The organism is Aureimonas sp. OT7, from assembly GCF_014844055.1.
Taxonomy (GTDB): domain Bacteria; phylum Pseudomonadota; class Alphaproteobacteria; order Rhizobiales; family Rhizobiaceae; genus Aureimonas; species Aureimonas altamirensis_A.
Map to the genome: position 1 here is coordinate 2,143,685 of NZ_CP062167.1, position 13,263 is coordinate 2,156,947.

The 13,263-nt window shown below is 64.2% G+C and carries 12 protein-coding genes; all 12 read left to right on the top strand.

What is annotated here, in order from left to right:
• The first annotated feature begins 64 nt into the window (after window positions 1-64).
• Complete coding sequence (nuoG, locus tag IGS74_RS10330; protein WP_192386065.1) at window positions 65-2,143, top strand: NADH-quinone oxidoreductase subunit NuoG; 2,079 nt, start codon at window positions 65-67, stop codon at window positions 2,141-2,143.
• Window positions 2,144-2,156: 13 nt separating this feature from the next.
• Window positions 2,157-3,203 (top strand): NADH-quinone oxidoreductase subunit NuoH, encoded by a 1,047-nt coding sequence (gene nuoH / locus IGS74_RS10335; RefSeq protein WP_039190118.1) that lies wholly within the window; start codon window positions 2,157-2,159, stop codon window positions 3,201-3,203.
• On the top strand, window positions 3,200-3,691 hold the full coding sequence (gene nuoI, locus IGS74_RS10340) for an NADH-quinone oxidoreductase subunit NuoI (protein WP_039190120.1): 492 nt from the start codon (window positions 3,200-3,202) through the stop codon (window positions 3,689-3,691). Before nuoH ends, nuoI begins: the two co-directional genes overlap by 4 nt.
• A gap of 103 nt (window positions 3,692-3,794) precedes the next feature.
• Complete coding sequence (locus IGS74_RS10345; protein ID WP_039191124.1) at window positions 3,795-4,409, top strand: NADH-quinone oxidoreductase subunit J; 615 nt, start codon at window positions 3,795-3,797, stop codon at window positions 4,407-4,409.
• A 10-nt stretch (window positions 4,410-4,419) separates the two neighbouring features.
• Window positions 4,420-4,728, top strand: coding sequence for an NADH-quinone oxidoreductase subunit NuoK (gene nuoK / locus IGS74_RS10350; protein WP_039190122.1), 309 nt, complete (start codon window positions 4,420-4,422; stop codon window positions 4,726-4,728).
• Between the two features lie 14 nt (window positions 4,729-4,742).
• On the top strand, window positions 4,743-6,743 hold the full coding sequence (nuoL, locus tag IGS74_RS10355; RefSeq protein ID WP_192386066.1) for an NADH-quinone oxidoreductase subunit L: 2,001 nt from the start codon (window positions 4,743-4,745) through the stop codon (window positions 6,741-6,743).
• Entirely contained in the window at window positions 6,743-8,254 is a 1,512-nt protein-coding gene (locus IGS74_RS10360) for an NADH-quinone oxidoreductase subunit M (protein WP_039190127.1), read from the top strand. The genes nuoL and IGS74_RS10360 overlap by 1 nt, the downstream gene beginning before the upstream one ends.
• 21 nt (window positions 8,255-8,275) lie before the next feature.
• On the top strand, window positions 8,276-9,721 hold the full coding sequence (nuoN, locus tag IGS74_RS10365) for an NADH-quinone oxidoreductase subunit NuoN (protein WP_192386067.1): 1,446 nt from the start codon (window positions 8,276-8,278) through the stop codon (window positions 9,719-9,721).
• Window positions 9,718-10,512 carry a biotin--[acetyl-CoA-carboxylase] ligase gene (locus IGS74_RS10370; protein WP_192386068.1) on the top strand — a complete coding sequence of 265 codons (795 nt, stop codon included), beginning with the start codon at window positions 9,718-9,720 and terminating at the stop codon, window positions 10,510-10,512. The genes nuoN and IGS74_RS10370 overlap by 4 nt, the downstream gene beginning before the upstream one ends.
• Window positions 10,513-10,687: 175 nt before the next feature.
• A complete protein-coding gene (locus IGS74_RS10375; protein ID WP_192391727.1) occupies window positions 10,688-12,298 on the top strand; it encodes a ribonuclease J in 1,611 nt (536 codons plus the stop codon).
• A 1-nt stretch (window position 12,299) separates the two neighbouring features.
• Entirely contained in the window at window positions 12,300-12,707 is a 408-nt protein-coding gene (mce, locus tag IGS74_RS10380) for a methylmalonyl-CoA epimerase (protein ID WP_192386069.1), read from the top strand.
• On the top strand, window positions 12,707-12,973 hold the full coding sequence (locus tag IGS74_RS10385; RefSeq protein ID WP_039190136.1) for a DUF1467 family protein: 267 nt from the start codon (window positions 12,707-12,709) through the stop codon (window positions 12,971-12,973). The genes mce and IGS74_RS10385 overlap by 1 nt, the downstream gene beginning before the upstream one ends.
• Window positions 12,974-13,263 lie beyond the last annotated feature (290 nt).

The following is a 13,263-nucleotide window of genomic DNA, read 5'->3' on the forward strand; positions in this document are numbered from 1 at the left end:
GGGGGCGGCGATCGCGCGGCCCCGTCGGATTGCCGGCAACGGCTCGGGACTTGAGAAGAAGCAGATGGCAAAGATCAAAGTCGACGGAACGGAAATCGAAGTACCCGACCACTATACGCTGCTGCAGGCGGCGGAAGAGGCGGGTGCGGAAATCCCGCGCTTCTGCTTCCACGAGCGGCTTTCGGTCGCCGGCAACTGTCGCATGTGCCTGGTGGAAGTGAAGGGTGGGCCGCCGAAGCCGGCCGCCTCCTGCGCCATGGGCGTACGCGATCTGCGCCCCGGTCCGAACGGCGAGACGCCGGAGATCTTCACCAACACGCCGATGGTCAAGAAGGCGCGCGAAGGGGTGATGGAGTTCCTCCTCATCAACCATCCGCTGGATTGCCCCATCTGCGACCAGGGCGGCGAATGCGACCTGCAGGACCAGGCCATGGCCTTCGGCGTCGATTCGTCGCGCTACCGCGAAAACAAGCGTGCCGTCGAAGACAAGTATATCGGCCCGCTGGTCAAGACGATCATGACGCGCTGCATCCACTGCACGCGGTGCGTCCGCTTCACGACCGAGGTCGCCGGCATCTCCGAGCTGGGGCTGATCGGCCGCGGCGAGGATGCCGAGATCACCACCTATCTCGAGCATGCGATGACATCGGAGTTGCAGGGCAACGTCATCGATCTCTGCCCGGTTGGCGCGCTCACCTCGCGCCCCTATGCCTTCCAGGCCCGTCCGTGGGAGCTTTCCAAGACCGAGTCGGTCGACGTGATGGATGCCGTCGGTTCCGCCATTCGGGTGGATACGCGCGGCCGCGAGGTGATGCGCATCCTGCCCCGCGCCAATGACGACATCAACGAGGAGTGGATCTCCGACAAGACCCGCTTCATCTGGGATGGCCTGCGCACCCAGCGCCTGGACCGGCCGTATGTGCGCCGCGATGGACGGCTGCAGGCGGTTGGCTGGGCGGAGGCCTTTGCGGCGATCCGCGAAAGGCTCGACGGCGTTCCGGGTGAGCGCATCGGCGCCATCGCGGGCGACCTCGCAGCCGTGGAAGACATGTGGGCCCTCAAGGGCCTGATGGGCGCCCTCGGCAGTGCCAATCTGGACTGCAGGCAGGACGGGGTCGCCCTGGATCCCGCCCATGGCCGCGCCTCTTACGTCTTCAACAGCGGCATCACCGGTATCGAGGAAGCCGACGCGCTCCTGTTGATCGGTACCAATCCCCGGTTCGAAGCGTCCGTCCTCAATGCGCGCATCCGCAAGCGCTGGAGGCAGGGCAATTTCCCGATCGGCATGATCGGCCAGAACGCCGATCTGCGCTACGGAGCGACTTATCTCGGCGCGGGGGTCGAGACGCTGACGGGCCTGAAATCCGACAATGGCGCCTTCTACGACGTCCTCTCCAAGGCCGAGCGGCCGATGATCATCGTCGGCTCCGGCGCGCTTTCGGGCGACAGCGGGGCGGGCGTGCTGGCGGCGGCGGCGGCCCTGGCCCGCGACATCGGCGCCACCGGTGGCGCCTGGGCCGGGTTCAACGTCCTGGCCACGGCGGCATCGCGGGTCGGCGGCCTGGATATCGGCTTCGTGCCGGGTGAAGGCGGCCGCAAGGCCGCCGAGATGGCAGCCGGCGGCGTCGACATCCTCTTCAATCTCGGCGCGGACGAAATCGACGTCGCGGCCGGCCCCTTCGTCGTCTATGTCGGTACGCATGGCGACCGTGGCGCACACCGCGCCGACGTCATTTTGCCGGCGGCCGCCTATACCGAAAAATCGGGCACCTACGTCAATCTCGAAGGGCGCGTCCAGGTGGGGCAGAGGGCGGCTTTCCCGCCCGGCGATGCGCGCGAGGACTGGGCCATCTTCCGCGCCCTGTCCGCCGTGATCGGCCGGACCCTGCCATACGACTCCCTGAATGCGCTGCGGGCCGACCTGCATGCCGCCCATCCGCATCTTTCCCGGGAAGAGAAGATCGTCGCCGACCAGTCCGTCCTGGCGAAGCTTGCCGACTCCGCACCGGCCAATCTCGGAGGGGGCGCCTTCACGGCCGCCGTTTCCGATTTCTACCTGACCAATCCGATCGCACGCGCTTCCAGGACCATGGCGGAATGCTCCCGCCTCGCCCAGGAAGCGCATGTCGAAGCGGCCGAGTAGGACGAGTTAAGTTATGGAATTCTTCGGAACCTATGTCTGGCCGGCCATCGTGATCCTGGCACAGAGCCTCCTCTTCCTGGTGGTTCTGCTTGTCCTGATCGCCTACATCCTCCTGGCCGACCGCAAGATCTGGGCTGCCGTCCAGATGCGGCGCGGGCCGAACGTCGTCGGGCCCTGGGGCCTCTTCCAGTCCTTCGCGGATCTGTTGAAGTTCGTGCTCAAGGAGCCGACGGTTCCGGCGGCATCCGACAAGATCGTCTTCCTGCTTGCGCCGCTCGTCGCGGTGACGCTGGCCCTGGCAACGTTTGCCGTCGTGCCCGTAGCGGAAGGATGGGTGATCGCCGACATCAATATCGGCATCCTCTACATCTTCGCCATCGCTTCGCTCGAGGTCTATGGCGTGATCATGGGCGGCTGGGCGTCCAACTCGAAATACGCGTTCCTGGGTGCCCTGCGCTCGGCCGCGCAGATGGTGTCCTACGAAGTCTCCATCGGCTTCGTCATCGTGACGGTGCTCCTGTGCGTCGGCTCGCTGAACCTGACCGACATCGTCCTGGCGCAGAACACCGGCCTCGGGACCATGCTGGGCCTGCCCGGCAGCTTCCTCGACTGGCATTGGCTGGCGCTGTTCCCGATGTTCGTCATCTTCTTCATCTCGGCGCTGGCCGAGACGAACCGCCCGCCCTTCGACCTTCCGGAAGCGGAATCCGAGCTGGTTGCCGGCTTCATGGTCGAGTACGGCTCCACTCCGTACATGATGTTCATGCTGGGCGAATACGCGGCCATCACCCTGATGTGCTCGCTGATGACCATCCTCTTCCTCGGCGGCTGGCTGCCTCCATTCGACTTCGCGCCCTTCACCTGGGTGCCGGGCGTCATCTGGTTCCTGCTCAAGGTCGCCTTCTGCTTCTTCCTCTTCGCGATGGTGAAGGCCTTCGTGCCGCGTTACCGCTACGACCAGTTGATGCGGCTCGGCTGGAAGGTGTTCCTGCCGATCTCGCTGGCGTCGGTCGTCGTCGTCGCCTTCGTTCTACAGGTCACGGGGTGGGCCGCGTCATGAGCGCACTCGCACACAACATCAAGTCGCTTTTCCTGATCGAGTTCGTGAAGGCTTTCGGCCTGTCGATGCGGTACTTCTTCGCGCCCAAGGCGACGCTGAACTACCCCTACGAGAAGGGCCCGGTCAGCGCGCGCTTCAGGGGCGAACACGCTTTGCGCCGCTATCCCAACGGGGAAGAGCGGTGCATCGCCTGCAAGCTGTGCGAGGCCATCTGCCCGGCACAGGCCATCACCATCGAGGCCGGCCCCCGCCGCAACGACGGCACCCGCCGCACGGTGCGCTACGACATCGACATGGTGAAGTGCATCTATTGCGGCTTCTGCCAGGAGGCGTGCCCCGTCGATGCCATCGTGGAAGGGCCGAATTTCGAGTTCTCGACCGAAACGCGGGAAGAACTCTACTACGACAAGGAAAAGCTGCTGGCGAACGGCGACCGCTGGGAGCGGGAGATCGCCCGCAACATCGCCATCGACGCGCCATACCGCTGAGCGGAGAGGGCGGCCCGCCGCCCCTTTCGCGCCCAAGATTTGAAACTCGATGCCGCGCCGCTTCGGCGTGGTTCCGCCGGACGACCAAAGGAGCCCGAGGATGCTGGGCCTTCAGGCACTCTTCTTCTACATATTCGCGCTGATCACCGTCGGCGCCGCGCTCATGGTTGTGTTTTCCCGCAACCCGGTTCACTCGGTGCTCTTCCTGATCCTCACCTTCGTGAGCGCGGCAGGGCTGTTCCTGCTGACCGGGGCGGAGTTCCTGGCGCTGATCCTCATCGTCGTCTATGTCGGCGCAGTGGCGATCCTGTTCCTGTTCGTCGTCATGATGCTCGATCTCGACATCGGGCAGGTGAAGCGTGGAGCGTTGAAATACGCGCCCATCGGCGCGCTGGTCGGCCTCATCATCCTGGCCCAGCTGGTGATCGCGGTCACGGGCAGCTACTTCAACCCCGAGCTTGCCGGCAACACGGTGATGCCGATCCCGCCGATCGATCAGGTGTCCAACATCGAGGCGCTCGGGCAGGTTCTTTACACCCGCTACATCTTCTTCTTCCAGATGGCCGGCCTGGTGCTGTTCGTCGCCATGATCGGTGCGATCGTGCTGACGCTGCGTCACAAGGAAGGCATCAAGCGGCAGTCGATCCCCGAGCAGGTGCGCCGTACTCCGGAGACATCCATCGAAATCCGCAAGGTCGAGAGCGGCAAGGGAATCTGAGGACAGTACAATGGAAGTCGGTCTCGGACATTATCTCACTGTCGGCGCCATCCTCTTCGTTATCGGGGTGTTCGGCATTTTCATGAACCGGAAGAACATCATCACGATCCTGATGTCGATCGAGTTGATCCTGCTTTCGGTCAACATCAATCTCGTGGCGTTTTCGGCGTTTCTCAACGATCTGGCCGGCCAGGTGTTCGCGCTGTTCATCCTGACGGTCGCGGCCGCGGAGGCCGCGATCGGCCTTGCGATCCTCGTCACCTTCTTCCGTAACCGCGGCTCCATCGCCGTGGACGACGTCAGCACGATGAAAGGCTGAGGCGGGCACCGCACATGTATCAGGCAATCGTCCTACTGCCGCTTCTGGGCTTTCTCATCGCCGGCCTCTTCGGCCGCGCGATCGGGGCCAAGGCATCCGAATACGTCACCAGCGGGCTGCTCATCCTGGCCGCCGTGCTGTCGTGGGTGGGTTTCATCACCTTCGGCATGGGCGACGGCGAGCCCATCCGCATCTCGATGCTGCAATGGGTGCAGTCGGGCTCGCTGAGCTTCGACTGGTCGCTGCGCATCGATCGGCTGACGCTCATCATGCTTGTGGTGATCAACACCGTTTCGGCGCTCGTGCATGTCTATTCCATCGGGTACATGCACCACGATCCGCACCGCCCGCGCTTCTTCGCCTATTTGTCGCTGTTCACCTTCGCCATGCTGATGCTGGTGACGGCCAATAACCTGGTGCAGATGTTCTTCGGCTGGGAGGGCGTCGGTCTCGCCTCGTACCTGCTGATCGGCTTCTGGTACAAGAAGCCCTCGGCCAACAAGGCGGCCATGAAGGCCTTCGTGGTCAACCGCGTCGGTGACTTCGGCTTCCTGCTCGGCATCTTCGGCCTGTTCGTCGTCTTCGGCTCGGTGCAGCTCGACACGATCTTCACCAACGCCATCGGAATGGCCGGGCAGGCCGCCGGGCATGGGGCGGAAGCCGCCGCCACTGCGACGCCGGGCGCCTCCGACATCATGTTCCATTTCGGAAGCTGGGGCTTCACCTATGGCGGGGCCATGACGGTCATCTGCCTGCTTCTGTTCATGGGAGCCATGGGCAAGTCGGCGCAGCTCGGCCTGCACACCTGGCTGCCCGACGCCATGGAAGGCCCGACCCCGGTTTCCGCGCTGATCCACGCCGCCACCATGGTGACGGCAGGCGTCTTCATGCTGGCGCGCATGTCGCCGGTGTTCGAACTGGCGCCGAGCGCGCTGACCTTCGTCACCTTCATCGGCGCGACCACGGCCTTCTTCGCGGCGACGGTCGGCATGGTGCAGAACGATATCAAGCGCGTCATCGCCTACTCCACCTGCTCGCAGCTCGGCTACATGTTCGTCGCGCTGGGTGTCGGCGCCTATGGCGCGGCGGTGTTCCACCTGTTCACGCACGCCTTCTTCAAGGCACTGCTGTTCCTGGGGGCCGGCTCGGTCATCCACGCCGTCTCCGACGAGCAGGACATGCGCCACATGGGCGGCCTGCGCAAGCACATCCCGCTGACCTACTGGATGATGGTCATCGGTACGCTGGCGCTGACGGGCTTTCCCTTCACGGCGGGCTACTATTCCAAGGACGCCATCATCGAAAGCGCCTTTGCGGGGCATAACAGCTTCGCCATGTACGGCTACATCATGCTGGTGGTGGCGGCCCTGATGACGAGCTTCTATTCCTGGCGGCTCATCTTCATGACCTTCCACGGCAAGCCGCGCGCCAGCCACGAGGTGATGCACCACGTGCACGAGTCACCCCCCATCATGACGGTTCCGCTGTTCGTGCTGGCGGCCGGGGCGCTCCTCGCGGGCATCGTGTTCTATCCCTTCTTCCTGGGCGGCAGCTACGATGCCTTCTGGCATGGCGCCATCTTCACCGGTCCGCAGAACCACATCCTGCACGAGATGCACGAGGTGCCCGGACTTGTGATCTGGTCGCCCACCATCGCGATGGTCATCGGCTTCGTGCTGGCCTGGCTGTTCTACATCCGCCAGCCGCAGCGTCCGGCGCAGATCGCGGCGCGCAATCCGGGGCTCTACAAGTTCCTTCTGAACAAGTGGTACTTCGACGAGCTCTATGACTTCCTCTTCGTACGGTCGGCCAAGGCCATCGGCCGCTTCTTCTGGAAGACGGGCGACGGCAAGATCATCGACGGCTATGGCCCCAACGGCATTTCGGCGCGCGTCGTCGATGTAACCAACCGCGTTGTCCGGCTGCAGACCGGCTACCTTTACCACTATGCGTTCATCATGCTGATCGGCGTCGCGGCGCTCGTCACCTTCATGATGTTCGGGGGAATGAACTGATGTCCGGTTGGCCGATCCTCTCGACCGTCACCTTCCTGCCGCTCGTCGGCGCCGCGCTGATCTTCTTCATCCGCGACGACAGCGAGCTGGCGCGGCGCAACATCCGCAACGTCGCGCTTCTGACGACGCTGTTCACCTTCGTCCTGTCTCTCGGCATCTGGATCGGCTTCGACGATACGCAGGCCGGGTTCCAGTTCGTCGAGCGTGCGGACTGGCTCGGCGTCGGGGGAATTTCCTATTATATGGGCGTCGACGGCATCTCGATGCTGTTCGTCATCCTGACCACGTTCCTGATGCCGATCTGCATCCTGGCGAGCTGGGAAAGCGTAACCTCGCGCGTCAAGGATTACATGATCGCCTTCCTGGTGCTGGAAACGCTGGTCATCGGCGTCTTCTGCGCACTGGATATCGTGCTGTTCTATGTCTTCTTCGAAGGCAGCCTCATCCCGATGTTCCTGATCATCGGTGTATGGGGCGGTAAGCGGCGCGTCTATGCCAGCTACAAGTTCTTCCTCTACACCTTCCTCGGCTCGGTGCTGATGTTGGTGGCGCTGATGGCCATGTACTGGACGGCGGGCAGCACGGCGATCCCGGATCTGCTGGCGCATGACTTCCCGGCCGGCATGCAGACATGGCTCTGGCTGGCCTTCTTCGCCTCCTTCGCGGTCAAGATGCCCATGTGGCCGGTGCATACGTGGCTGCCCGACGCGCACGTCGAGGCGCCCACGGCCGGCTCCGTGATCCTGGCCGGCATTCTCCTGAAACTCGGCGGCTACGGCTTCATCCGCTTCTCGCTGCCGATGTTCCCGCTGGCCTCGGCCGATTTCGCGCCGCTCGTCTACACGCTGTCGGTGATCGCCATCATCTATACGTCCCTCGTGGCGCTGATGCAGGACGACATCAAGAAGCTGATCGCCTATTCTTCGGTGGCGCACATGGGCTTCGTGACCATGGGCATCTTTGCCGGCAACGCCCAGGGCGTCGAGGGCGCGATCTTCCAGATGCTGTCGCACGGCCTGATCTCGGGCGCGCTGTTCCTGTGCGTCGGCGTCATCTACGACCGCATGCACACACGCGAGATCGCGGCCTATGGCGGTCTCGTCAACCGCATGCCGGCCTATGCGACGGTGTTCCTGATCCTGACGATGGCCAATGTCGGCCTGCCGGGCACCAGCGGCTTCGTCGGCGAGTTCCTGACGCTGATCGGCGTCTACCAGGCCAATACCTGGGTCGCGATCTTTGCGGCGACAGGCGTGATCCTGTCGGCGGCCTACGCCCTGTGGGTGTACCGCCGGGTGGTTTTCGGCACGCTCGACAAGGAAAACCTGCAGAACATCCTCGACCTCTCGCGGCGCGAAAAGGTGATGTTGTATCCGCTGGTTGCCCTGGTCATCTTCTTCGGCGTCTATCCGATGCCGGTCTTCAACGTCACGGCCGCTTCCGTGGAGCAGCTGCTGAACGGTTATCATTCCGCAATCGAGGCCGTTTCGGCGGTCGCCTCGGTGCAGTAAAGACGGACAGGCGAACATCTCATGTCGATGCACGAATTCATCGCCCAAAGTCTCCCCATCGTCGGGCCGGAGCTGATCCTGTCGGTCGGTGCCATGGTTCTGCTGATGGTCGGCACCTTCGTCGGCGAGCGCAGCGGGCGGCTTGTCATGTCTCTCGCAGTCGCCGTCATCCTCGGTGCGGCGGTCTGGCTCCTGGCCGCCACGCCCGAAGGCGTTGCCTTTGGCGGCTCGCTGATCCTCGATCCCTTCGCCCGCTTCATGAAGGTGCTGGTGCTGCTTGGGTCCGCCGCCGCGGTCCTGATGACCATGAGCTTCGCCAAGAACGAGCGCTTCGACCGTTTCGAGTTTCCGGTGCTCATCATGCTGGCCACCGTCGGCATGATGGTCATGGTGTCGGCGGGCGATCTCATCGCCCTCTATCTCGGCCTGGAACTGCAGTCGCTGGCGCTTTACGTCATTGCCGCGATCAACCGCGACAATGTCCGCTCGTCCGAGGCCGGGCTCAAATACTTCGTGCTGGGCGCCCTGTCGTCCGGCATGCTGCTGTACGGCGCGTCGCTGGTCTACGGCTTTACCGGGCAGATCGGCTTCGTGGAGATTGCCGCCGCCCTGACGGCCGAAGGCCGGTCCTTCGGGCTGCTGGTCGGCCTCGTCTTCGTCATAGCGGGTCTTGCCTTCAAGATCTCGGCAGTGCCCTTCCACATGTGGACGCCGGACGTCTATGAGGGCGCGCCGACACCGGTGACGGCCTTCTTCGCGGCGGCGCCCAAGGTGGCGGCCATGGCGCTGCTGACGCGCTTCACCGTGCAGAGCTTCCTGCCGCTCGCCGCCGACTGGCAGCAGATCCTGGTCTTCGTGTCCATCGCCTCCATGGTGCTTGGCGCCTTCGCCGCCATCGGCCAGCGCAACATCAAGCGCCTGATGGCCTATTCCTCGATCGGCCATATGGGCTACGCGCTGGTTGGGCTTGCCGCGGCCGACGAGGCGGGCGTGACCGGCGTGATGATCTACATGGCCACCTATATGGCGATGACGCTCGGCACGTTCGGCGTCATCCTCTCGATGCGCCGCAAGGACGGCATGGTGGAGAATGTCGACGATCTTGCCGGCCTGTCGCGGACGCATCCGATGATGGCGCTGGCCATGACGGTGCTGATGCTGTCGCTTGCCGGATTGCCTCCGCTCCTGGGCTTCTGGGGCAAGTACTACGTGTTCATGGCGGCGGTCGGCGCCGGCCTGATCCCGCTGGCGATCATCGGCGTCGTCGCCTCCACCGTGGGCCTGTTCTACTATCTGCGCGTCGTCAAGGTGATGTGGGTGGATGAGCCGGCGGAAGCCTTCACGCGGATGCCGACAGAGCTGCGCGTGGTCACGGGGCTTGCGACACTGTTCATCTTCCCGGCCTACATCTTTCTGGCCGCACCGCTGTTCGCGGCGGCCCAGGCCGCGGCCCGGGCCTTCTTTTGACAGCGGCCGCCTCTGCATTGCGCCGGGCGCGCCGCCTGGCGCTGGAAGAGGTGGATTCCACCAACTCCATCGCGATGGAAGCGGCGCGCGCGGGCGACCCGGGGCAGCTCTGGGTTACGGCCCTGCGCCAGACGCAGGGCCGCGGCCGTAGGGGAAGAAGCTGGGTTTCGGAGCGCGGCAACCTCTATGCCAGCCTTCTGCTGGTAGATGCGGCCCCGCTTGCCTGCCTTGGACAGCTTCCGCTGGTCATCGCGCTTGGACTTGCGAGGGCGCTTGCGACCCTGCGGGGCATCGAGCCCGACGCGGTGCGCATCAAGTGGCCGAACGACATCCTGCTGGATGGCGCCAAGTGCGTGGGCATCCTCATCGAAAGCGAGCGGCTGGCCGATGGACGGCAGGCCGTCGTCGTTGGGGCCGGCATCAACGTCGCCGCGGCGCCCGATGGCCAGCCTTATGGCGTGACGACCCTTGCAGAGCACGGCTTCAAGGGCAATCTCGAGGATGTGTTCCGCGCCATTGCCAGCGAGGTCGAGGCGGTGCTTGCGTTGTGGAAGGGCGGGCACGGCTTCGCCGACATCAGGGCCGGGTGGCTGGAGCGCGCGCGCGGGCTGGGGCAGGCGATCCGCATCAACCTTCCCGACCGCTCCATCGACGGCATTTTCCATGCGCTGGACGGCGAAGGGCGGCTGGTGCTGAAGCGCGACGGTGGTGTGCTCGAGACGCACTCGGCCGGCGATGTGTTCCTGCTGGGGGAGGACACGGCGGGCTTAATCTGCGATAAGGCGCGCTGACGAAGCTGGCGCGCGCCCCTGATGGCCGCCTGCGGGCAGCTTCTGAGAGTTTCGGTGGCCCGCCGTCCAATGGGCAGTATGGCAACGCGCGCCACGACGGCTGCGCCATGACGGAAGTGAACGACACGTGAGTCAACTTGTATTCGTGCCGCTGGGCGGCATCGGTGAGATCGGCATGAATCTCGCCCTCTACGGCTATGGACCGGAAAACAACAGGGAGTGGATCGCCGTGGATTGCGGCGTCGCCTTTGCCGGGCCGGACCAGCCGGGGGTCGACCTCATCTTCCCCGATATCCGGTTTCTGGAAAGCCAGCGCCACAACCTCAAGGCCATCATCATCACACATGCGCACGAGGATCATTTCGGCGGCCTGCTGGACCTTTGGCCGCGCCTGAAGGCGCCCGTCTACGCAACGCCCTTCACCGCGGCGTTGCTTGAGGCCAAGCGCGAGGGCGAGGCAGGGGCCGCCAAGGTTCCGGTCAACGTCTTTTCCGCCGGCGACAGGTTCAAGGTCGGTCCCTTCGAGATCGAGGCCGTCAACGTCACGCACTCCATCCCCGAGCCGGTGGCACTGGCGATCCGCACGCCGCTCGGCACCGTCGTCCATACCGGCGACTGGAAGATCGACCTGACGCCGGCCCTCGGCAAGCCGACGGACGAGGCGCGGCTGCGCGCCATCGGCGACGAGGGTGTGCTCGCTCTCATCTGCGATTCCACCAATGCCATGCGCGAAGGCGTTTCGCCGAGCGAGCAGGACGTCAACCGCAGCCTTGCGCAGATCATCAAGGCGGCCGAGGGGCGTGTCGCCCTGACGACCTTCTCGTCCAATATCGGGCGTATCCGCTCCATTGCGGAGGCTTCGGCCGAGGCGGGGCGGCAGGTGCTGCTGATGGGCCGGTCCATGAAGCGGATGGCCGATGTCGCCAGCGAGCTCGGCTACATGGACAAGTTGCCGCCGTTCCTGTCGGAGCAGGATTTCGGCTACATCCCGCGCGAGAAGGCCGTCATCGTGCTGACGGGCAGCCAGGGCGAGGCGCGGGCCGCGCTGGCCCGCCTTGCGCGCGACGAGCATCCGGCCGTTGCGCTTTCCAAGGGCGATATGGTCATCTTCTCGTCCCGCGCCATTCCCGGCAACGAGAAGGCCATCAACGAGATCAAGAACAATCTGGTCGAGCTTGGCGTGCAGGTGGTGGAAGACCACGACAAGCTGGTTCACGTTTCGGGCCATCCACGCCGCACCGAACTGCGTCAGATGTACGAGTGGATCCGACCCACGGTCGCGGTGCCCGCGCATGGCGAGGCGCAGCACCTGGAGGCGCATGCACAGTTGGCCCGCGACCTTGGCGTGCGCAATGTCGTTTCGCTTCGCAACGGGCAGATGGTCCGGCTGGCGCCCGGCTTTGCCGAAGTGATCGACGAGGTGCCCGTCGGGCGCATCTACAAGGACGGCTTCCTGGTCGGCACCCAGGACGAAATGGGGATCGGCGAGCGCCGCAAGCTGTCCTATGCCGGGCACGTCTCGGTCGTCGTCCAGTTCAACGGGCGGCTCGAATTGCGTGGCGACCCCGAATTGTCGATGATCGGCCTGCCGAAAGAGGATTTCGAGGGCGAGGACATGGAAGAGGCGCTCGTGGATGCCGCGGCAGGCGCTGTCGAAAGCATTCCCAAGGCGCGCCGCAAGGATTTCGAACTGGTGCGCGAAGCCGTGCGCCGCGCGGTCCGGGGCGAAGCCAACGACGCCTGGGGCAAGAAGCCGCTCGTGACGGTTTTCGTGATCGGGGGATAAGGTGATCGGACGCCTGAACCACGTTGCCATCGCCGTGCCCGACCTGGCCGCCGCCGTTGCGCTGTATCGCGACACGCTGGGCGGCGCCCTCTCCGCAGAGCAGGTGTTGCCGGAGCACGGCGTGCGGCTGGTTTTCGTCGATCTACCCAATACCCGCATCGAGTTGATGGAGCCGCTGGACGATACGTCGCCCATTGCCGGCTTCCTCCAGAAGAACGGTCGTGGCGGTATCCACCACATCTGCTACGAGGTCGGCGATATCGACGCGGCAGCCAGGGAATTGGTGGCCAGGGGAGCCCGGGTCCTCGGCGACGGCAAGCCACGGATCGGCGCCCATGGCAACCCTGTCGTATTTTTGCACCCTGCTGATTTTCTAGGCACACTCATCGAGCTGGAAGAGGTTCGCTGATGGGTATCCTGACGGCGGTCGCCATCTATTTCGTGATCTGGTGGACGGTGCTTTTCGCCATCCTGCCCATCGGGGTCAGGTCCCAGGAAGAGAACGAGGACATCGTGCTGGGTACGACGCATAGCGCCCCGGCCGACCCCCGGCTGGGCTTCAAGGCGATCGTCACGAGCATCGTCTCGGCTGCCATCTTCGGTGCGTTCTACCTTGTCACCGAGGTCTATGGTTTCACCTTCAACAGCCTGCCGCACATCATTCCCGGCACATGATAGGCCGAAATCCAGGGCAAAAAAAATGCGAGGCTTTCGCCTCGCATTTTAGTTGCAGGTCTGGATCTCACTCCGGGTCTTGAAACCGGGGCAGCGGCATTAGCGCGCCGGAGATCACGTCCTCCCAAGACTAGACCGCGAATGCGACACCGTCTCCGGTGCCTTGGTATTAGTGAAACCATATTACAAGAGTTTAATGTCTGTCATCAGAAATTTTGCGTTTCGTGTCACTTTTTTGAACAGATCGCCTGCGTCCTTGGCAGCGAGGTGTGCAAAGCGGGATTCGGGTG